Origin of the sequence: Pseudomonas sp. efr-133-TYG-5, from assembly GCF_030209175.1 — a bacterium.
Lineage (GTDB): Bacteria > Pseudomonadota > Gammaproteobacteria > Pseudomonadales > Pseudomonadaceae > Aquipseudomonas.
The window spans coordinates 172,246-192,678 of record NZ_JARVSM010000006.1; the positions used below are offsets into that span (position 1 = coordinate 172,246).

Sequence of the window (20,433 nt, forward strand, 5' to 3'; positions counted from 1 at the left end):
CGGCAGGCGTGAGGACGATCAGGATGAGAATCACCCATGAACCAACGCAGCGACTACCCGCACTTCCAGCCCATCACCACGCGCTGGCACGACAATGACGCCTACGGTCACGTCAACAACGTCACCTACTACAGCTTCTTCGACACGGCGGTGAACACCTACCTGATCCAGGTCGGTGGCCTGGATATCCATGGCGGAGAAGTGGTGGGTTTTGTGGTCAGTTCGGCGTGCGACTACTTCGCCTCGATTGCTTTCCCCGACCTGATCGAAATCGGCTTGCGGGTCGGCAAGCTGGGCAACAGTTCGGTGCAATACGAGCTGGCGGTATTCAAGGTCGGGGAGAGCGAAGCCTGCGCGGCGGGGCGCTTCGTCCATGTGTTTGTCGATCGGGCGTCGAATCAGCCCGTGGCGATTCCGGGCCGATTACGCGAAGCGCTACAGCGCCTGGCGGTTTGACGCAGGCAAAAAAAATCGCAGCCCGGGGGAGCTGCGATTTTGCGCTGGCGGCCGTTGAGGCCTGGCCTCAGTCGCGATAGTAGCGGTGGTGCTTGCGATGACCGTAGGCATGGCCACGGCCAGGGTGACCATCGCGGTAGTAGCGACGGTCGCGGCCACGGTCGTAATGACGGTCGTCGTCATTGCTCTTGTTGCCCATGTAGTTGCCCAGCGCGCCACCGGCGCCGCCACCTGCTGCGGCGCCGATCAGGCTGCCGGTGGTGCCGCCCATGCTGCGGCCGACCACGTTGCCGCCGGCTGCGCCCAACGCACCGCCAATGGCCGCTTCGCCACGGCTGTGCTTGTTGGCGCCGACCGCGCTACCACCCGCGCCGCCTAGGGCCGCGCCAATGGTTGAACCTGTATTGCCGCCTAAAGACTGACCGACGACCGAGCCAAGAACCCCGCCCAATGCGCCGCCCACACCTGCTTCGGTGGTGCCTCCGGCAGAAGCGAAGCCGCTGACCAGGCCAAGGGACAACAAGAGAATCGAGGAGAACTTCATAGAGGAGCCTCAAAGGGATGACGGCGCGATCCTGAGGCTCTGGAATAGGCGTGACAATCGAAATCCGACGAATAACACGACTTGTATACAAAACTGCAAGTTACTGTTTTATCTACGGAACTTAACGCTTTTTCGCCGGTCTTTAGCTACTTCGGACAGGCCGCTTTTATGCAAAAGCGGCCTTTTTTGTGGGCGTTCGAAAAGCCCAGGGATCGCTGCCGAGGGCGGCGATCCTCTGATTTTCAATCAAGCCGACTTGGCCATGATCAACCCCGTCTCACTCGCCGCCTCAAGGCGAATCGCGATGAACTTCGATGTCGGCGTATGGCTGCCATCGCCGGTGCTTTCCAGCGGCACCAGCGGATTCACCTCCGGATAATACGCCGCTGCCTGGCCGGCAGGAATGTCAAACGCCAGCAGGGTGAAGCCCTTCACCCGGCGCTCGCGGCCATCGTCCCACAGCGACACGATGTCGGCCTTCTGCCCCGGGCGGAAGCCCAGGCGAATGATGTCGGCTTCGTTGACAAACAGCACGTCGCGCTGGCCCTTGACCCCGCGATAACGGTCGTCGAGGCCGTAGATCGTGGTGTTGTACTGATCGTGGGAGCGCATCGACTGCAGGATCAGGTCCGGCAGTTGCCCGGTGGCGCGGGTGCGTTCGTGCACCAGATCCTTGGGCAGCAGGTTGGCGCGGAAGTTGGCGCGCCCCGACGCGGTGTTCCACTTGCGTGCCCCGGCGCTGTTGCCCAGGTAGAAACCACCCGGGTGTTTGATCTTCTCATTGAAGTCTTTGAAGTTGGGAATGGTGTCGGCAATCAGTTCGCGGATGCGCCCGTAATCGGCCACCAGCCAGTTCCAGTCCACCGGTTTGCTGCCCAGTGTCGCGGCGGCGATCCCGGCGATGATGGCCGGTTCCGAGCGCATCTGGTTCGACAGCGGCTGCAACTGGCCATTGGAGGCGTGCACCATGCTGAACGAGTCTTCGACGGTAACGGCCTGCGGGCCTTCGGTCTGGATGTCGATGTCGGTACGGCCCAGGCACGGCAGGATCAGCGCATCCTTGCCGTGGGCGAGGTGACTGCGGTTGAGCTTGGTGCTGATCTGCACGGTCAGGTCGCAATTGCTCAGCGCCGCGAAGGTACGCGGGCTGTCCGGGGTGGCCTGGGCGAAATTGCCGCCCAGACCGATGAACACCTTGGCGCGACCTTCGGCCATGGCATGAATGGCCTCGACCACGTTGTGGCCGTTGTGGCGCGGCACCTTGAACTGGAAGCGCCGCTCCAGGGAGTCGAGGAACGCCGCCGGCGGACGTTCGTTGATGCCCATGGTGCGGTCGCCCTGCACGTTACTGTGGCCACGCACCGGGCACAGGCCGGCACCAGGCTTGCCGATGTTGCCGCGCAGCAGCATCAGGTTGGCGATTTCCTGGATGGTCGGCACGGAATGGCGGTGCTGGGTGATGCCCATCGCCCAGCACATGATGACGTTCTTGCCTTTGGCGTACATGCGCGCCGCCTGTTCGATTTTCACCAGGGTCAGGCCGGACTGGGCGACGATCTGCTCCCACGGGGTGTCATCGACCACGCCCAGGTACTCGAGGACGTTGACGCTGTGTTCGTTGAGGAAGTCGTGATCGAACACCGCTGGCGCGCCCGCCTTCTGCGCATCGCGTTCCCATTGCAGGAGGAACTTGGCCATGCCGCGCAGCACCGCCATGTCGCCACCCAGTGCCGGGCGGAAGTACGCGGTGTTGGTCGGCTTGTCGCCGTTGGTGAGCATTTCCAGCGGATGCTGCGGGTGCTGGAAGCGTTCCAGGCCACGTTCCTTCAGCGGGTTGATGCACACCACCTGGGCGCCGCGTTTCACTGCCTCGCGCAGCGGCTCGAGCATGCGTGGGTGGTTGGTGCCGGGGTTCTGGCCCCAGACGAAAATCGCATCGGCGTGTTCGAAGTCGTCGAAGGTCACGGTGCCCTTGCCGACGCCGACACTCTGCGCCAGCGCCACACCGCTGGCCTCGTGGCACATGTTCGAGCAGTCGGGGAAATTGTTGGTGCCGTAGGCGCGCACGAACAGCTGATAGAGGTACGCCGCTTCGTTGCTGGCGCGACCGGAGGTGTAGAACTCGGCCTGATCCGGGCTCGACAGGCCCTGCAGGTGCCGGCCGATCAGGGCGAACGCGTCTTCCCAGCTGATCGGTTTGTAGCGATCGGTTTCGGCGTCGTAGACCACCGGCTCGGTCAGGCGGCCCTGGTATTCGAGCCAGTAGTCGCTCTGTTCCAGCAGCGCGGTGACGCTGTGTTTGGCGAAGAACCTGGCGTCGACGCGGCGCTTGGTCGCTTCCCAGTTCACCGCTTTGGCGCCGTTCTCGCAGAACTTGACCATGCCGCTTTCCGGCGAATCGCCCCAGGCGCAGCCCGGGCAGTCGAAGCCGCCGTTCTGGTTGGTCTTGAGCATCATGCGCAGGTTTTTCAGCGCGTTGTCGCTGGTCAACCAGGCCTGGGCCACACTGATCAGGGCACCCCAGCCGCCGGCAGGGCCCTTGTAAGGCTTGTAGCGCGGGACAGGTTTCTGGTCGGCTTGATGATGTTGGCTCACGCTTGGTTCTCCATCGCTGGGCTGTAGACCCGCGGCGCATTCTTCTGCGGCAGGTGGATGAGATTGAGGTTGTGACGACGGGCCCATTGCACGGCAAGGCCGGTGGGCGCGGACAGGCTGACCAGGGTCTGGATGCCGGCACGCAGGACTTTCTGGATCAGTTCGAGGCTGCAACGGCTGGTGACAATCGCCAGGCCACCCGTGGTGGAAATGTTTTGTCGGAGCAGGCCGCCGATCAGTTTGTCGAGGGCGTTGTGTCGGCCGATGTCTTCGCGGCCGAGCAGCAATTCACCGCGGGCGTTCATGAACACCGCGGCGTGGACGGCGCCGCAGTGCTGGCCGAGTGGCTGGAACGCGCCGATGCGCTGGCGCAGGCCCTCCAGCCAGGCGGCGGGCGGCAGTGGGGCGCCGGGCAATACCTTGAGGTCGGGCAATGCCTGCTCCACCGCTTCCACGCCGCACAGGCCGCATCCGCTGGTGCCGGCCAGTTGCCGCCGCTGTTGCTTGAGATTCCAGAAGGCGCGGTTGGCGATAGTCACCTGGGCGTATTGCGCCGAGCCGGTGCCGCTCAGTTGCAGGTCATAGATGTCGCTGGCGTCGGCGATGATGCCGCTGCCCAGGCTGAAGCCGACGATGAAATCCTCAAGGTCGGTTGGCGTAACCAGCATCACCGCCTGGCTGATGCCGTTGTAGGCGATCGCCAACGCGACTTCCTCGGCCAGCGCGGTGCTGGCCGATTCCTCGCGGGGCAGGTCGCTGTAGCTGTAGGTCTGGCTGGCGGCGGGCGCGGGCGTTTCGAGTGCAGGCGCCGCGCAGGCTGGGCGCTTGGCGTTCATGGCATCACCGACGGATTGATCAACGTTAAGACTAGGCGCGGCAAGTTGTCGCGTCTAATCGCTAGTGTCGATCTATCGATAGATGCCGTCGATCAAGCGGCCGCTGGTGATTTCTCGTACAGCGCGAAACAGGCTTCGGCCAGGGCCGAGCGCGGGGCGCCACGGCGCATGATCAGGCCCAGCGGCGCCAGGGTCCGGGCGTTTTCGATCGGTTGCAGGCGCAAGTGATCGGTGAGGCGTTCGAGCCCGCCCTCCAGCGGCATGATTGCGCAGCAGAACCCGCCGTGCACGGCTTGTAACAATTGATGCACGGCGTCGGTCTGCAACAGCGGCTGCGGGGTCAGGCCGCGACTGTGGAAGTTGTGGTCGATCGACTGACGAAAGTGCATGCCGCTGGTGAGCATGCCCAGCGGCAGTTCAATCAGCGACGCCCAACTCAGCGGCGCCTCGCCGAAGTTGAAGGTGCGCTGATCGTAGAGCAGGCCCATGCGGGTTTCGCTGAATGCCAGGGATTCGAAGCGTTCGTTGTCGAGGCGATCGAGGTAGGACACACCAAGATCGATGCGGTTGTTCGCCAGGTGCTCGAGAATCTGCTCGGAACTCAGTGCCGACATTTCGAAACGCAGGTTCGGGTGCGCGCCGTGCAGGCGCTGCATCAGCGGCAACGGATCGAAACTCGACAGCGGCACCACCCCCAGGCGCAAGGTGCCGATCAGGTTGCCGCGACACGCCGCCGCTTCGGCCTGCAAGCCGTCGTAGGCCGCCAGCACCGTGCGCGCCCAGGCCAGCACGCGCTCGCCCGGCGCGGTGAAGCCTTCGAAGCGCTGGCCGCGGTTGACCAGCGGCAGGTCGAGTTCTTCCTCGAGGCTGCGCAGGCGCATCGACAGCGTTGGCTGGGTGATGTGGCAGCGCGCGGCGGCCTGGCCGAAGTGGCGGGTTTCGTCGAGGGCGATGAGGAATTTCAGCTGCTTGATGTCCATCTTCGCTCCGGGGCGCTGGCAGGGGTGGGCGATTCTACCGCTTGCCCGGGGCCCGGGTCATTGGTCGGCCTGGAACCGGGTTGGCCTGTGGTGGTCTAGGCTTGGACGTCTGGAACCCAAATCAAGGAGTGTGTGCTATGAGTCTTTTGAGCTTTGTGAAAGAGGCCGGTGAAAAACTGATCGATCTGCTGACCCCCGGCAACGCCAATGCCAGCGAGCAGTTGAAGGAACACATCAGCAAGGTCGGCCTGGGTAACCCGAACGTCCAGGCCACCGTGGACGGTGACAAGGTCACAGTCACCGGTGAGGTGGCGAGTCAGGAAGAGAAAGAGAAGATTCTGCTGGCCGTGGGCAATATCGAAGGCGTCGGCAGCGTTGACGACCAGATCACCGTGACCGGGCCGGTAGTGGCCGCCGCGCGCTTCGTCGTGGTGAAAAAGGGCGACACCCTCAGCGCGATTTCCCTGGCGGTGTATGGCAATGCCAACCAGTACAACAAGATCTTCGAGGCGAACAAGCCGATGCTCAAGGATGTGAACAAGATTTATCCGGGGCAGACGCTGCGTATTCCTGAGTAACCAGGTAACCGCACAGGCGCTGTCGGCGGCTGCGATCGTTGGCGACAGGATCGCAGCTGCGTTGCACGCGTCGGCACCTGCAGGCTCAGAGTCCGACAATCAGCTCGCGGTAGTCCTCGACCGCGGCAAATTCCGCGGTGTCCTTCGGGCCCTTGCGGCTGTCCGGTTGCTTCACCGCCAGCAGGTGCGCCACGCCGAAATCGCGCGCACTGCGCAGGATCGGCAAGGTGTCATCGATGAACAGGCTGCGGGCCGGGTCGAAACCGATATCGGCCTGCAAGGCGTCCCAGAACTGCGGATTTTCCTTGGGGAAACCGTAGTCATGCGAGCTGATCAGCCGCTCGAAATACGGCGCCAGTTCCACCCGCTCCAGTTTCAGCGACAGCGAATCGCGGTGCGCATTGGTGATCATGATCACCCGCTTGCCGGCGCGTCTTATCGCTTCCAGGAAGGTATCGGCGTCCGGGCGCAGGGCGATCAGGTGTGCGGTTTCCAGTTTCAGTTCGCGCACTGAAAGCTGCAGTTCGGCGCTCCAGAAATCCAGGCAGTACCACTGCAACTGGCCGGCGTTGCGCTCGAACAGCGGCTGCAATTCCATGTCGGCCATGGCCCGGCTGACCCCGTGCAGTTCGGCGTAGCGCTGGGGCAGGTGTTCCAGCCAGAAATGGTTGTCGAAGTGCAGATCCAGCAGCGTACCGTCCATGTCCAGCAGAACGGTATCGATGGCGGACCATGGTAATGAAGGCATGGCAACGTCTCGAGCGGTAGAAAGATATCCGACGCAAACAATCGGAAAAGCCGCGTTATAGTAGCGCGTTAACGCCAAGGAGCTTTGCATGCGCCAGAAACCCACCGTACTCGCCCGCGAAATCGTCGCCACCAGTCGTCTGTTCTGCGTCGAGGAGCTGAAACTGCGCTTCTCCAATGGCGTGGAGCGCACCTACGAGCGGCTGGTCGGCAAGGGTGCCGGCTACGGCGCGGTGATGATCGTGGCGATGCTCGATGCCGAGCATGCGGTGCTGGTCGAGGAGTATTGCGGCGGAACCGACGCGTACGAACTGTCGCTGCCCAAGGGCCTGATCGAGCCCGGTGAAGACGTGCTGGCGGCGGCCGAGCGGGAACTCAAGGAAGAGGCGGGTTACGGCGCCAGGCAACTGGAACACCTCACCGAACTGTCGCTGTCCCCGGGCTACATGAGCCAGAAGATCCAGGTGGTGCTGGCCACCGATCTGTACGAAGAGCGCCTGGAGGGCGACGAGCCGGAGCCGATGCGCGTCGACAGGGTCAACCTGCGCGACCTCGCGGCGCTGGCGCAGAATCCGCAATTTTCCGAAGGTCGTGCCCTGGCGGCGTTGTACCTGGCCCGCGATCTGCTGAGCCAGCGCGGGTTCTTTCAGTCATGAGTGAGATGTCGATGAATTTTCCCCATCCGTTGATGGCGCCGGTGGTTGCACTGGCCTTGCAGGCTGGCGAAGCGATCCTGCCGTTCTGGCGTGCCGGCGTAGAAGTCACGGCCAAGTCCGATGACTCACCGGTGACCGCCGCGGACCTCGCCGCGCACCACGTGATCGTGGCCGGGTTGACGGCGCTGGATCCGAGCATTCCGGTGCTCTCCGAAGAAGACGCCGACATCCCGCAGAGCGTGCGTGCCGGGTGGCAGCGCTGGTGGCTGGTCGATCCGCTGGATGGCACCAAGGAGTTCATCAGCGGCAGTGAAGAATTTACCGTCAACATCGCCCTGATCGAAAACGGTCGGGTGGTGTTTGGCGTGGTGTCGATGCCGACCAATGGCCGGTTCTATGTCGGTGGTGCCGGGCTCGGCGCGTGGCGTGGCGACACCGGCGGCTCGCCGGTCGCGATTCACGTGCGTGAGGCGCTCAAGCCCGGTGAGACGTTCACCGTGGTTGCCAGCCGTCGGCATTCGAGCCCGGAGCAGGAGCGTCTGCTCGCCGGTCTGAGTGCCAGCCTGGGCGAGCTGCAACTGGCGAACATCGGCAGCTCGCTGAAGTTCTGCCTGTTGGCCGAAGGAGCGGCGGATTGTTATCCGCGACTGGCCCCGACGTCGCAGTGGGACACCGCCGCCGCGCAGGGCGTGCTCGAAGGCGCAGGCGGTGAAGTGGTCGATCTGCAGGGCGAAGCGTTCTGTTACCCGGCGCGCGAGTCGTTGCGCAATGCGTTCTTCCTGGCGCTGCCGGCGAAAGCGGCGTGGCGCGCCAGGCTGCTGGAGCTGTCCCGCGCCTAGGCTCAAACAGATCGCAGTCTGCGTAAGCTCCTGCAGGGGATTTTGCCTGTCCCGGCAGGCGCTGACGCAGGCTGCGATCTTTTGCTTCAGCGGTGCAGCACGTACTGCCCGCTGAACGTCACCGCAGCCTCATCACTGCCGGCATTGACGATCCGCGTGTTGAGCGTCAACCGCGCCCGCCCGTAGCGCTGATACATCGCCAGAAACTTCTTCCACACCGCCGCCTCCGGTGCCGCGCAGATTGCCGTGGCGTCGCCGGTGACCGGTAACGGGTAGCTGATCTGGCCTTCCTGAATCACGATGTGCCCGTCGACGATGCCTGCTTCCCTGAGGCGCAAATGCAGCCAGCCCCAACCCGCCAGCACCGCGCCACAGTAGAGACTGCCGCCGAACATGGTGCTCTTGTGGTTGACGTTGGCTTCGAGCGGCAAGTGCAGGCGCAGCTGGTGTGCCTGCCAGTCCAGCACCTTGAGACCCATGTCGCGGGTCAGGGGGATGTCGTGATGCAGCACCTCTTCGAGATAGCGACTGTGGTCTTTCATGCCCGGACCTCGTGTGCAAGGGTGCTGATCATTCGGCTTCGTCTGCGTGGCTGGCGCTGTCGGCGAAGTTCAGGCCGTGCTTGCGCAATTTGTCGTGCAGGGTCTTGCGCGGAATGCCGAGGGCTTCGGCGAGGCTGCGCACCGAGCTGTGCGAGCGCGCCAGTTCGGCGGCGATCAGCGACTTTTCGAAGTGCTCGACCTGTTCGCTGAGGCCACCACCGGTGAGCGCGACCGCAGCGCCACCCGCGCCGTCCGGCGGCGTGTTGTCCAGCGCCAGTTCCAGGCCCAGGGCGAAGCGTTCGGCGGCGTTCTGCAACTCGCGGACATTGCCCGGCCATGGATGACGCAACAGCAGCGCACGTTGCGCCGGTTGCAGCGGATGCGGCGGCAGACCGTGACGGGCGCTGGCCTCGTCGGCGAAGTGCTGGAACAGCACCAGCGCGTCCTCGCCACGCTCGCGCAACGGCGGGATGCGCAGCGGCGCGACGTTGAGGCGGTAATACAGGTCGGCGCGGAAACGGCCCTGATCGGCCGCCTGGCGCAGGTCTTCCTTGGTGGCGGCGATGATGCGGATGTCCAGCGGGATCAGTTGATTGCCGCCGAGCCGCTCGACCACGCGTTCCTGCAACATGCGCAGCAGTTTCACCTGCACATCGAGGCTCATGCTTTCGATTTCGTCGAGGAACAGCGTGCCGCCGTTGGCGAATTCGAACTTGCCGATGCGGCGTTTCTGCGCGCCGGTGAAGGCCCCCGGTTCATGGCCGAACAGCTCGCTTTCGACCACCGACTCGGCCAGCGCGCCGGCGTTGATCGCCACGAACGGGCCGTTGCGCCGGCTCGACAGGTCGTGCAGGGCGCGCGCCACGACTTCCTTGCCGGCGCCGGTTTCACCGAGGATCAGCACGTCGGCCTTGGTCGCCGCGAGGGCGCCGATCTGCTCGCGCAGGCGCAGCATCGGTGCCGACTGCCCGACTAGCCGCGCGCTCAGTTCGTTGCGATCGCTCAGCGCCATGCGCAGGCTGCGGTTGTCCAGCACCAGCCGGCGCAGGGCCAGTGCGCGGCGCACGCTGTCGAGCAAGGCGTCACTGGCGAACGGTTTTTCCAGGAAGTCATAGGCCCCGGCGCGCATTGCCTGCACCGCCAGCGGCACGTCGCCGTGGCCGGTGATCAGCAGCACCGGCAGCTCCGGGTCGAGGGCGTGCAGTTCGCCGAGCAGGTCGAGGCCGTCCATGCCCGGCATGCGGATATCGCTGACCACCACACCGGGCCAGTCGCGCTCCAGTTGCCCGGCCAGGCCGTTGGCGGCGGACAACGACAGGATCTTCAGGCCGGCCAGGTCCAGGGTCTGGCCGAGGGCCTGACGCAGGTGCGGGTCGTCGTCGATCAGCACCACCTGAATGCGATTGTCGATGGTCATGCACTTCGATCCTCGGACGGTTGCAGGCTGACCCCGGGCGCGCCGGCGCGCAGCCGCAGGGTAATCAGGGCGCCACCTTGCTTGTGGTTGGCGAACGACAGTTCGCCACCGAAGGCGCGCATCAGGGTTTCACAGATCGCCAGGCCCAGGCCAAGGCCCTGGGTGCGGGTCTTGGTGGTGTAGAAGGGCTCGCTGGCGCGGCCGAGGGCTTCCATGCAGAACCCCGGGCCGTTGTCGCGAATGTACAGGTTGACGCCGTCGGCGGTGGATTCGGCACTCAGCCACAATTTGCGCGGCGGGCCTTTCTCGGTCAGGGCATCGAGGGCGTTGGCCAGCAGGTTGCCGAGCACCTGGCGCAGGCGGGTTTCCCCGGCCTCGACCCACAGGGTGGCGGCGGGCAGGTCGCGGATCAGTTCGACGTCCATGCTGCGCCGGCGCTTGGCCAGCAGCGCCAGGGCATCGTCCAGCGCCGGTTGCAGGGCGACGCTTTCCGGGGCGTGGCGGTCGCGACGGGCGAAGGCGCGCAGGTGAGCGATGATCGAGGCCATGCGCCCGGTCAGTTCGCTGATCAGCTTGAGGTTGCCGCGGGCGTCCTCGGTGCGCTGGTGATCGAGCAGCACTTCGGCGTTCTCGGCGTAGCTGCGGATGGCCGCCAGCGGCTGATTGAGTTCGTGGCTGATGCTCGCCGACATGGTGCCCAACGCTGACAGCTTGCCGGCCTGTACCAGGTCGTCCTGGGCGCGCACCAGTTCCTGCTGGGCCTGTTCGCGCTCGAGCACTTCTTCTTTCAGGCGGCGGTTGAGGCCTTCGAGATCGCTGGTACGTTCGGCGACTCGGCCTTCCAGTTCGCGCCGCGCCTTGGCCTCGAAAGCGATGCGCTCCAGGTAATGCCGCCGGCGCTGCATCATCAGCCCGAGCAACAGCATGACCACCAGCAAGGTCGCGCCACCGATGGCCACCACGGTGCGCACCGGCCGGTCGATCAGCGTGCGCGGGGCGAGGATGCTGACGCTCCAGCCGGTCTCGGCGATGTTCACGGTCTGGGTCAGCCAGGCGCTGCTGCTGAGGTTCAGCGGGCGCGGCTCGCGGGTCGGATAGGGCTGGATCGCCGTGATCGCTGCGCGTTCGCTGTCGCTCAGCGTGCGCGTCGAGCGAAAGCGCCATTCCGGGCGCGAGGTGAGGATCACCACGCCGTTGTGATCGGTCACCAATAACTGTTCCGGGGTCTTGCCCCACAGGCTCTCGGTGTGGTCGAGGTCGACCTTGATCACCAGCACGCCGATGACTTTTTCACCGTTGCGCACGGCGGCGGCAAAAAAGTAGCCGCGCTTGGCGGACGTGGTGCCAAGGCCGAAAAAGCGTCCGAGCCGGCCGGCCATGGCTTCGCTGAAATACGGTCGGAAGGCGAAATTGCGTCCGACGAAACTGTCGTGCTTGTCCCAGTTCGACGCTGCCAGGGTCTGCCCGGACGTGTCCATCAGGTACATGACTTCGGCGCCGGTCTGCGCCGCGATGTTTTTCAGCAGGCGGTTGGCATTGCCCTGGCTGACGCCGTCGTCCGGAGCCCCCAGCACCGCACGCAGTGCTGGCAGGTCGCCGAGAATCTGCGGCAGCACCTCATAGCGATGCAGGGTGCCCAGCAGGTTGGCGACGTACAGGTCGAGGGTCTGCCGATTCTGCCCGATCAGTTCGCTGCGGTAGTAGCGCTCGGCCAGATGCTCCAGCGGCCACAGCAGCGGAGCCAGGCACAGGGCCAGCAGGGCGAGGCTGCGCCAGCGGGGGCGACGGGGGAGGGTTGGTTTCATGAGCGTGCGCCTGTGGGTACAGGCGCATTATGCCTAGGCTTGTCCGGCAAGACACTCGCGCAGCGCGGTTTGCCAGTCAGGCTGACTGACGCCCCATTCACGTTGCAGGCGGCTGCAATCGAGGCGCGAGTTCGACGGCCGGGCGGCCGGCGTCGGATAGTCGCTGGAGGGGATCGGCAGCAGTGCCGCGCACGGTTTGCCCTGTTCGCGCAGCGCGTTGCCGATGGCCTGGGCAAAGCCGAACCAGGAGGTTTCGCCCTGGTTCGTCAGGTGATAGGTGCCCCAGGCACCCGCGTGTCCGGCCTGCCAGCGTTCAATCAGCGCGAGTGTGCTGCGGGCGATGCTGCCGGCCCAGGTCGGTGCACCGATCTGATCGGCAACCACGCGCAGCTCGGGTTTTTCCTGGAGCAGGCGCTGCATGGTCAGCAGGAAATTGCGCCCATGGCTGGAGTAGACCCAACTGGTGCGCAGGATCAGGTGCTGGGCGTGAGCGGCGGCAATGGCCTGCTCGCCGGCCAGTTTGCTCTTGCCGTAGACGCCGAGCGGGTTGGGTGTATCGGCTTCGTTGTAGGGCGCGGGCTTGCTGCCGTCGAAGACGTAATCGGTGGAGTAATGAATCAGCGGCGCGCCCAGCAGCGCAGCCTCTTCGGCCAGGACCCCGGGACCGCTCGCGTTGATGGCGAACGCCAGCTCGGGCTCGCTTTCCGCCAGGTCCACCGCCGTGTGCGCGGCGGCGTTGATGATCAGGTCGGGGGCGATGTGCCTGACCTGCTGGCGGATGTGTTCGGGCCGGGCCAGATCGAGCCGGTCGCGACCCAGTACCACCAGCGTGCCGACGCCGGACAGGGTGGCTTGCAACGCCTGCGCGACTTGCCCCTGCTGGCCACAGATAAGAATCTTCATGGGAACAGGTCCGCCTCGCCCAGGCGTTTGCCGTCCTGATCCTTGGCCGACAGGCGCGGCGCTTCGTCCAGTTGCCAGTCGATGGCCAGCGTCGGATCGTCCCAGCGAATGCAGCGTTCGGCTGCTGGCGTGTAGTAATCGGTGGTCTTGTAGAGAAACTCGGCGACGTCGCTCAACACCACGAAACCATGGGCGAAACCTTCCGGGACCCAGAGCTGACGGCGATTGTCGGCCGACAGGCGCACCGCGACGGATTGGCCGAAGTGCGGGGAACTGCGACGGATATCCACCGCCACGTCCAGCACTTCACCGACGGTCACCCGCACGAGTTTGCCCTGGGTGTTTTCCAGCTGATAGTGCAGGCCGCGCAGGACGCCTTTCTGCGAGCGCGAATGGTTGTCCTGGACGAACTGCGCATTGACTCCGGTCGCCTCGGCGAAGGCCTTGGCGTTGAAGCTTTCGTAGAAGAACCCGCGGTCGTCGCCAAACACCTTGGGCTCGATGATCACCACACCGGGCAGAGCGGTTTCAATCACGTTCATTGGTTTTCTCCTGCGATCGAGAACAGGTACTGGCCGTAACCGGTCTTGCCGAAATACTGCGCGCGCTCAAGCAGATAATCGCGGCTGATCCAGCCGTTCTGATAGGCGATTTCTTCCAGGCACGCGACTTTCAGGCCCTGGCGGTGTTCGATGGTCTGCACGTATTGGGAAGCCTCGAGCAGGCTGTCGTGGGTGCCGGTATCCAGCCAGGCAAACCCACGGCCGAAGCGCTCGACCTGCAGGTCGCCGCGCTGCAGGTAGGCGTTGTTGACGTCGGTGATTTCCAGCTCGCCACGCGGCGACGGCTTGACCGCCTTCGCAATGGCGACCACGTCGTTGTCGTAGAAATACAGCCCGGTGACGGCGTAGCTGGACTTTGGCTTCGCCGGTTTTTCTTCGATCGACAGGGCGCGTCCTTCGCTGTCGAAATCGATCACGCCAAAGCGCTCCGGGTCCTTGACCCAATAGCCGAACACGGTGGCGCCGGTGGTCTGCTGCGCGGCTTTTTTCAGCTGCTCGCCGAAATGCTGGCCGTGGAAAATGTTGTCACCGAGGATCAGGCACACCGGATCGTCACCGATGAAGTCCTCGCCGATCAGGAAGGCCTGGGCCAGGCCGTCCGGGGAAGGCTGCTCGGCGTAGCTGAACGAAACGCCGAACTGGCTGCCGTCGCCCAGCAGGTTGCGATAATGCGGCAGGTCGTGCGGGGTGGAAATCACCAGGATGTCTTTGATGCCGGCCAGCATCAGGACCGAGATCGGGTAGTAGATCATCGGTTTGTCGTAGACCGGCAGCAGCTGCTTCGACACCCCGAGGGTGATCGGGTGCAGGCGTGTACCGGAACCACCGGCCAGAACTATTCCCTTCATCATGCGAGTAGATCCTTGATATCGGTGGAGCCCAGGCGTTCGCCCTGGTAGCTGCCGTCCTGGACGCGACGGCACCATTCGAGGTTTTCCAGGTACCACTGGACAGTCTTGCGCAGCCCGGTCTCGAAGGTTTCTTCCGGAACCCAGCCCAGCTCGCGTTCGATCTTGCCGGCGTCGATGGCGTAGCGCAGGTCGTGGCCGGGGCGATCCTTGACGAACGTGATCAGGTCGGCGAAGCGCGCGACGCCTTGCGGTTTGTGCGGGGCGAGTTCTTCGAGCAGCGCGCAGATGCCGTGCACCACGTCGAGGTTCTTCTGCTCGTTGTGCCCGCCGATATTGTAGGTTTCGCCAACCGCGCCTTCGCTGACGACCTTGAGCAGGGCCCGCGCATGATCGTCGACGAACAACCAGTCACGCACCTGCTGGCCGTTGCCGTATACCGGCAGCGGCTTGCCCGCCAGGGCGTTGAGGATCACCAGCGGGATCAGTTTTTCCGGGAAGTGGAACGGCCCGTAGTTGTTCGAGCAGTTGGTCAACAGGACCGGCAGGCCATAGGTGCGGTGCCAGGCGCGGACCAGGTGATCGGACGCGGCCTTGCTCGCCGAATAAGGCGAGCTGGGTGCGTAGGGGGTGGTTTCGGTGAACAGGTCATCGACGCCATGCAGGTCGCCGTAGACCTCGTCGGTGGAAATATGGTGAAAGCGAAAGGCGCTTTTTTCCGGCTCGGCCAGACCGTGCCAGTAGGCGCGCGCCGCTTCCAGCAGGCTGTAGGTGCCGACGATGTTGGTCTGGATGAAGTCCGACGGGCCGTCAATGGAGCGGTCGACGTGGGACTCGGCGGCCAGGTGCATGATCGCCTGAGGCTGGAAGCGCTGGAGGATGGCGCTCACGGTCGGTTGGTCGACGATGTCGGCCTGCACGAATTCGTAACGGCTGTTGTCAGCGATGCTGGTCAGCGACTCGAGATTGCCCGCATAAGTCAGTTTGTCGAGGTTCAGCACCTCGTGGGCAGTGTTGCGAATCAGATGGCGAACCAGTGCGGAGCCAATGAAACCGGCACCACCGGTGATGAGAATACGCATGCAGGTTGGCCTTTTTCCGTAAGACGATAAAGCGAGTGGAGCATAGCTTGTCGGCAGGTGAGGGACGGTGCAAGAGGGTTGCCCGCGGTATTTTGTCCGCGCCGGGCTTTGCTGGCGGGTATTCGACGTGCGGAGGCGCGTTCCGGCCAGTCAGGAGGGGCCGGGGGTTGATTATCCTCCGGGGCAGTGGCGATATAGGCGCCTAATAAAATCTCAGGGGTCGTTCCATGTCGTTCGCCACGTTGATCCATCGCGCCAGTCTGCCCAGCCCTCAGGTGTCCGAGGTGCAGGCCCGGCAACTGCTGGCGGAGTATTACGCAATCGACGGCACGTTGCAGGCCCTAGGCAGCCAGCAGGATCTCAACTATCGGGTCGACAGCGAACGCGGGCGCTTCGTCCTGAAAATCTGCCGTGGCGACTATTCCCTGGTCGAACTGCAGGCCCAGCATGCCGGCCTCAAATACCTCGCCGAGCATTCGACCGTCCACGTGCCGCGGGTCATTGCGGCCAACAACGGCGCAGACCTGCTGTCGCTGGACATCGGCGGCGCCGCGGTGCATGTGCGACTGCTCGATTACATCGAAGGCCAGTCGCTGACCCACCTCGATCATCTCGGCCACGCCGTGGTTGCCGGATTCGGCCGGCTCTGCGGTGAAATGGACCTGGCCCTCGCCGGCTTCGACCATCCGGGCCTGGAGCGCACCCTGCAGTGGGACGCGCGCCACGCCAGCGCGTTGATCTGCCATTTGCTGCCGGTGATCGCCGACCAAGGCCAGCGCGAAGCGATCGCCGCGGCCGCCGCCGAAGCCGAGCGTCACTTGCAGCCGTTGCTGGAAAAACTGCCGGTGCAGGCGATCCACATGGACATCACCGACGACAACGTGGTCTGGCAGCGCGACGCCCGGCGGCACTGGCAATTGCAGGGCGTGATCGATTTCGGCGACCTGGTCCGCACCTGGCGCATCACCGATCTGTCGGTGACCTGCGCGGCGTTGCTGCACCATGCGGGCGGCGATCCGTTCGTCATCCTGCCGGCGGTACAGGCTTATCACGCGGTCAACCCGCTGACCCATGAAGAACTGCTGGCGCTGTGGCCGCTGATCGTCGCCCGGGCCGCGGTGCTGGTGCTCAGTGGCGAGCAGCAGGTCAGCATCGACCCCGACAACCACTACAGCCGCGCCAATCTCAGCCACGAATGGGAGATCTTCCGCGTCGCCACCTCGGTGCCGCTGGCGCTGATGGAAGCGGCGATTCTGAGTGCCGTCGGGCAGCCGCTGCCGGCCATCGACGGGGCCGGTTTCGCCCCGTTGCTGCCGAGCCTAGTCGGACGCGAATTCGCCCTGATCGACCTCGGTGTATTGAGTGCACATTTCGCGGCCGGCAACTGGGAGCGGCCGGGCATCGATCAGCATTTGCTCGACGAGGCCGCCACCGTCCACGGCCTGGCCGCCAGCCGTTATGGGCAATACCGTCTGTCGCAGACCCGCGCCGACAGTGCCGCAGAACCGGCGACGTTCCCCTTGCATGTCGAATTGCGCGTCCCGGCCGGCACTGCGGTGGAAGCGCCGTTTGCCGGTGTGCTGCAGCAGTCGGCGAACGGCGTGCTGCAACTCGATGGCGCGCAAGTGAGCCTGCGCCTGTCGGGTGTGAAGCCGACGCTGCACGGTGGCGCGGCACTGGTCAAAGGCCAGGTGCTGGGGGCAGTCGACGGCCCGTTGCAGGTGCAACTGCTGCGCGGCGCGCACTTGCCGGCGCCGCTGTTCTGCACGCCGTCGCGGGCGGCGGCGTGGCAAGCGTTGTGTCCGTCGCCGGCGGCCCTGCTCGGCCTTGCCTGCGACGCCGAACCGGAGCTCGACGCTCAGACCCTGCTGGAGCGCCGCGACGCCAGTTTCGCCCGCACGCAAAAGCATTATTACGTCGACCCGCCCCGCATCGAACGCGGCTGGCGCAATCACCTGATCGACATGCAGGGCCGCTCCTACCTCGACATGCTCAACAACGTCGCGGTGCTGGGCCACGGCCACCCGCGCATGGCCGCGGTCGCCGCGCGGCAGTGGTCGCTGCTCAATACCAACTCGCGCTTCAACTATGCCGCGGTGGCGGAGTTTTCCGAGCGCCTGCTGAAGCTGGCGCCGCCAGGCATGGACCGGGTGTTCCTGGTCAACAGCGGCAGCGAGGCCAACGATCTGGCCATCCGCCTGGCGTGGGCCTACAGCGGAGGGCGCGACATGCTCAGCGTGCTTGAGGCCTATCACGGCTGGACGGTGGGCGCCGATGCGGTGTCGACCTCGATCGCCGACAACCCGCAGGCGCTCAGCAGCCGCCCGGACTGGGTGCATCCGGTGACCGCGCCGAACACCTATCGCGGTGAGTTCCGTGGGCCGGATTCGGCGCCGGATTATGTCCGCAGCGTCGAACAGCACCTGGCCCGGCTCGACCGACAGGGCCGGCAACTGGCCGGCTTCATCTGCGAGCCAGTGTACGGCAATGCCGGTGGTATCTCGCTGCCGCCGGGGTATCTGCAAGAGGTCTATGCAAGGGTCCGCGAGCGCGGCGGCGTGTGCATCGCCGACGAAGTGCAGGTCGGCTACGGGCGTATGGGCAAGTTCTTCTGGGGCTTCGAAGACCAGGGCGTGGTACCGGACATCATCACCATGGCCAAAGGTATGGGCAACGGTCAGCCGCTTGGCGCGGTGATCACCCGCCGGGAAATCGCCGAGGCGCTGGAGGCCGAGGGTTACTTCTTTTCGTCCGCCGGCGGCAGTCCGGTGAGCTGCCAGATCGGCATGGCGGTGCTCGATGTCATGGAAGAAGAGCAGCTTTGGGAAAATGCCCGGGTGGTCGGCGATCACTTCAAGGCACGCCTGCAAGCGTTGATCGATAAACATCCACTGGTGGGCGCGGTGCATGGTTCCGGGTTCTACCTGGGGGTGGAACTGGTGCGCGACCGCGAGACGCTGGAACCGGCCAGCGAAGAAACCACGCTGCTGTGCGATCGCCTGCGCGAGCTGGGGATCTTCATGCAGCCGACCGGCGATTTCCTCAACGTGCTGAAGATCAAGCCGCCGATGGTCACCTCGCGGCAGAGCGTGGATTTCTTTGTCGACATGCTGGAGCGGGTGCTCGCAGAGGGCCTGTAAACCTAGGTTGCGGCGCGGCAGCTGGCGCAGGCGGCGAGCCTTTGACTGGCTTTTCTACGGAAAGGCTCAAAGGATCGCAGCGGCGCCTCCTGCGCTTATATAGATTTATATCGGCTATTTTTGTGTGTTTTTATTTAGGTAGTCGCTTTATCGCTTTTAATGTCGATTTTTATCGGCTATAAAGTCGCCATTGGTTTGCAAAATCCTCGACGGTTCCCTGGAGTCCTGATCCGATGACCACACTGACAAGCACCCCCCGCGCCGATGGCTTCTACATGCCGGCCGAATGGGCACCGCAAACCCAGATCTGGATGATCTGGCCCGAGCGCCCGGACAACTGGCGCCTGGGTGGCAAACCGGCGCAGGCCGCGCACGCTGCCGTGGCCAAGGCCATTGCGCGTTTTCAACCGGTCACCGTGGCGGTGTCCGCCGGCCAGTATGAAAACGCCCGCGCGCGTCTCGATGTGCCGAATATCCGTGTGGTCGAGATGTCCAGCGATGACGCCTGGGTGCGCGACAGCGGCCCGACCTTCGTCATCAACAACAGCGGCGAAGTGCGCGGCGTGAACTGGGATTTCAACGCCTGGGGCGGGTTTGACGGCGGCCTGTATTCGCCGTGGAACCGTGATTCGCAGGTCGGCGGCAAGATCCTCGAGATCGAGCGCAGCCCGCGTTATCGCACCGAAGGTTTCGTGCTCGAGGGCGGTTCGATTCACGTCGACGGTGAAGGCACGCTGATCACCACCGAGGAATGCCTGCTCAACCGCAATCGCAACCCGCACCTGAACCGTGCAGAAATCGAAGCGGTGCTCAGCGCCAACCTGGCGGTGGACAAGATCATCTGGCTGCCGGACGGCCTGTTCAACGATGAAACCGACGGCCATGTGGATAACTTCTGCTGCTACGTGCGTCCGGGCGAGGTGTTGCTGGCGTGGACCGACGATCCGCAGGATCCGAACTACCCGCGCTGCCAGGCAGCGATGAAAGTGCTGCAAAGCAGCACCGACGCCAAGGGACGCCCGTTCACGGTGCACAAGATGCCGATTCCGGGGCCGCTGTATGCCACCGAAGAGGAATGCGCCGGCGTCGATCCGGTGGACGGCACCCAGGAGCGCAATCCGTCGGTGCGCCTGGCCGGTTCCTACGTGAACTTCCTGATCGTCAACGGCGGCATCATCGCGCCAAGCTTCGACGATCCACAGGACGGCCCGGCCAGGGAAATCCTGCAGAAGCTGTTCCCGCAACACGAAGTGGTGATGGTGCCGGGCCGCGAACTGTTACTCGGTGGCGGCAATATTCACTGCCTTACCCAACAGCAACCCGCGCCGCACAACGAGTGAGTGCCGACGTAACAGCTTGAGTTGACTGAAAAATCGCTTGAGCCCGGCTGCGTCAGCCAGCGCTTGCAGAGAAACCCGCAGCCCGAAAGGACTGCGGGTTTCTTTATGTCCGCTGGTCGACAAATGGCCAGGATTGGCATAGCTCTTGTATTCGTCTGGGGGCACTAGGGAGGGGGGAGAACTTCAACAGTTCTGTCATAAACCTTGGATAACGTAGCCGCTCACGAACGGGGAGAGAGCGCTGAAATGAACGCCGAAGTGAACGTAATCAGCGAGCGGACGTTGCATCCCATGGCTGTTAATAGTGAATCGCTCCAGCTCGTCGCGCACTGGTTGAAGTCCAATGGAACGCGTCAGATCAGGGAACCTGATCCGCGCCGGATGATGATCGAGCGTTACCCCGCTGGCCTGTTCAGCGAGGCCGAACTGGATGCCTTGTGGGCTGTGATGGAAGGATAAGAAGAACAACAGGGATCAGTGAAAGCGCTGCCGGGATGGCGGCGCTTTTTTTTGCGCGCTGGAAAGTCACTTGCGCCAGCGGCGGCGTCACTGGCGCAAGTGA

The 20,433-nt window shown here is 64.2% G+C and carries 19 protein-coding genes; 7 read left to right on the forward strand and 12 right to left on the reverse strand.

All coding sequences use genetic code 11. From position 1 onward, the window contains the following. The first annotated feature begins 36 nt into the window (after positions 1-36). Positions 37-456 carry an acyl-CoA thioesterase gene (locus tag QRN70_RS19795; protein ID WP_285419600.1) on the forward strand — a complete coding sequence of 140 codons (420 nt, stop codon included), beginning with the start codon at positions 37-39 and terminating at the stop codon, positions 454-456. A gap of 67 nt (positions 457-523) precedes the next feature. Here QRN70_RS19795 and QRN70_RS19800 read toward each other — a convergent pair whose 3' ends face one another. The 4 genes from QRN70_RS19800 to QRN70_RS19815 all read right to left on the reverse strand — a co-directional run bounded on the left by QRN70_RS19800 (position 524) and on the right by QRN70_RS19815 (position 5,411). Beyond that, a complete protein-coding gene (locus QRN70_RS19800) occupies positions 524-1,000 on the reverse strand; it encodes a glycine zipper domain-containing protein (protein WP_285419601.1) in 477 nt (158 codons plus the stop codon). A gap of 246 nt (positions 1,001-1,246) precedes the next feature. Beyond that, on the reverse strand, positions 1,247-3,595 hold the full coding sequence (locus tag QRN70_RS19805; protein WP_285419602.1) for an FdhF/YdeP family oxidoreductase: 2,349 nt from the start codon (positions 3,593-3,595) through the stop codon (positions 1,247-1,249). Continuing rightward, on the reverse strand, positions 3,592-4,431 hold the full coding sequence (gene fdhD, locus QRN70_RS19810; protein WP_285419603.1) for a formate dehydrogenase accessory sulfurtransferase FdhD: 840 nt from the start codon (positions 4,429-4,431) through the stop codon (positions 3,592-3,594). Before fdhD ends, QRN70_RS19805 begins: the two co-directional genes overlap by 4 nt. A 92-nt stretch (positions 4,432-4,523) precedes the next feature. Further along, positions 4,524-5,411 (reverse strand): LysR family transcriptional regulator, encoded by an 888-nt coding sequence (locus QRN70_RS19815; RefSeq protein ID WP_285419604.1) that lies wholly within the window; start codon positions 5,409-5,411, stop codon positions 4,524-4,526. A 137-nt stretch (positions 5,412-5,548) separates the two neighbouring features. Between QRN70_RS19815 and lysM the strand changes: the two genes are divergently transcribed. Then, positions 5,549-5,989: a peptidoglycan-binding protein LysM gene (gene lysM / locus QRN70_RS19820; RefSeq protein WP_027611221.1), complete on the forward strand. Its 441-nt coding sequence runs from the start codon at positions 5,549-5,551 to the stop codon at positions 5,987-5,989. Between the two features lie 85 nt (positions 5,990-6,074). On the opposite strand, the gene yrfG is transcribed toward lysM, so the two are convergent. Beyond that, a complete protein-coding gene (gene yrfG / locus QRN70_RS19825; protein WP_285419605.1) occupies positions 6,075-6,737 on the reverse strand; it encodes a GMP/IMP nucleotidase in 663 nt (220 codons plus the stop codon). 88 nt (positions 6,738-6,825) lie between these two features. Between yrfG and nudE the strand changes: the two genes are divergently transcribed. Beyond that, positions 6,826-7,392 (forward strand): ADP compounds hydrolase NudE, encoded by a 567-nt coding sequence (gene nudE / locus QRN70_RS19830; RefSeq protein ID WP_285419606.1) that lies wholly within the window; start codon positions 6,826-6,828, stop codon positions 7,390-7,392. Between the two features lie 11 nt (positions 7,393-7,403). Continuing rightward, entirely contained in the window at positions 7,404-8,231 is an 828-nt protein-coding gene (gene cysQ, locus QRN70_RS19835) for a 3'(2'),5'-bisphosphate nucleotidase CysQ (protein WP_285419607.1), read from the forward strand. A gap of 86 nt (positions 8,232-8,317) precedes the next feature. On the opposite strand, the gene QRN70_RS19840 is transcribed toward cysQ, so the two are convergent. The 7 genes from QRN70_RS19840 to rfbB are packed head-to-tail and all read right to left on the reverse strand — an operon-like array spanning position 8,318 to position 15,391. After that, complete coding sequence (locus QRN70_RS19840; RefSeq protein WP_285419608.1) at positions 8,318-8,773, reverse strand: thioesterase domain-containing protein; 456 nt, start codon at positions 8,771-8,773, stop codon at positions 8,318-8,320. A 28-nt stretch (positions 8,774-8,801) separates the two neighbouring features. Then, a complete protein-coding gene (locus QRN70_RS19845) occupies positions 8,802-10,190 on the reverse strand; it encodes a sigma-54-dependent transcriptional regulator (RefSeq protein WP_285419609.1) in 1,389 nt (462 codons plus the stop codon). Beyond that, entirely contained in the window at positions 10,187-11,995 is a 1,809-nt protein-coding gene (locus QRN70_RS19850) for a sensor histidine kinase (RefSeq protein WP_285419610.1), read from the reverse strand. The genes QRN70_RS19845 and QRN70_RS19850 overlap by 4 nt, the downstream gene beginning before the upstream one ends. Positions 11,996-12,028: 33 nt before the next feature. Further along, positions 12,029-12,898 carry a dTDP-4-dehydrorhamnose reductase gene (rfbD, locus tag QRN70_RS19855; protein ID WP_285419611.1) on the reverse strand — a complete coding sequence of 290 codons (870 nt, stop codon included), beginning with the start codon at positions 12,896-12,898 and terminating at the stop codon, positions 12,029-12,031. Next, positions 12,895-13,440, reverse strand: a complete 546-nt coding sequence (gene rfbC, locus QRN70_RS19860) for a dTDP-4-dehydrorhamnose 3,5-epimerase (protein WP_285419612.1) — start codon at positions 13,438-13,440, stop codon at positions 12,895-12,897. The genes rfbD and rfbC overlap by 4 nt, the downstream gene beginning before the upstream one ends. After that, positions 13,437-14,312: a glucose-1-phosphate thymidylyltransferase RfbA gene (gene rfbA / locus QRN70_RS19865; protein WP_285419613.1), complete on the reverse strand. Its 876-nt coding sequence runs from the start codon at positions 14,310-14,312 to the stop codon at positions 13,437-13,439. The genes rfbC and rfbA overlap by 4 nt, the downstream gene beginning before the upstream one ends. After that, positions 14,309-15,391 carry a dTDP-glucose 4,6-dehydratase gene (gene rfbB / locus QRN70_RS19870; protein WP_285419614.1) on the reverse strand — a complete coding sequence of 361 codons (1,083 nt, stop codon included), beginning with the start codon at positions 15,389-15,391 and terminating at the stop codon, positions 14,309-14,311. The genes rfbA and rfbB overlap by 4 nt, the downstream gene beginning before the upstream one ends. Positions 15,392-15,618: 227 nt before the next feature. Here rfbB and QRN70_RS19875 point away from each other — a divergent pair, with 227 nt between their 5' ends. From QRN70_RS19875 to QRN70_RS19885, 3 genes are all read left to right on the forward strand, one after another. Beyond that, positions 15,619-18,531 (forward strand): aminotransferase, encoded by a 2,913-nt coding sequence (locus tag QRN70_RS19875; protein WP_285419615.1) that lies wholly within the window; start codon positions 15,619-15,621, stop codon positions 18,529-18,531. Positions 18,532-18,764: 233 nt separating this feature from the next. Next, positions 18,765-19,871 (forward strand): agmatine deiminase, encoded by a 1,107-nt coding sequence (gene aguA / locus QRN70_RS19880; RefSeq protein WP_285419616.1) that lies wholly within the window; start codon positions 18,765-18,767, stop codon positions 19,869-19,871. Between the two features lie 246 nt (positions 19,872-20,117). After that, positions 20,118-20,330, forward strand: coding sequence for a hypothetical protein (locus QRN70_RS19885; protein ID WP_285419617.1), 213 nt, complete (start codon positions 20,118-20,120; stop codon positions 20,328-20,330). Positions 20,331-20,433: the final 103 nt, after the last annotated feature.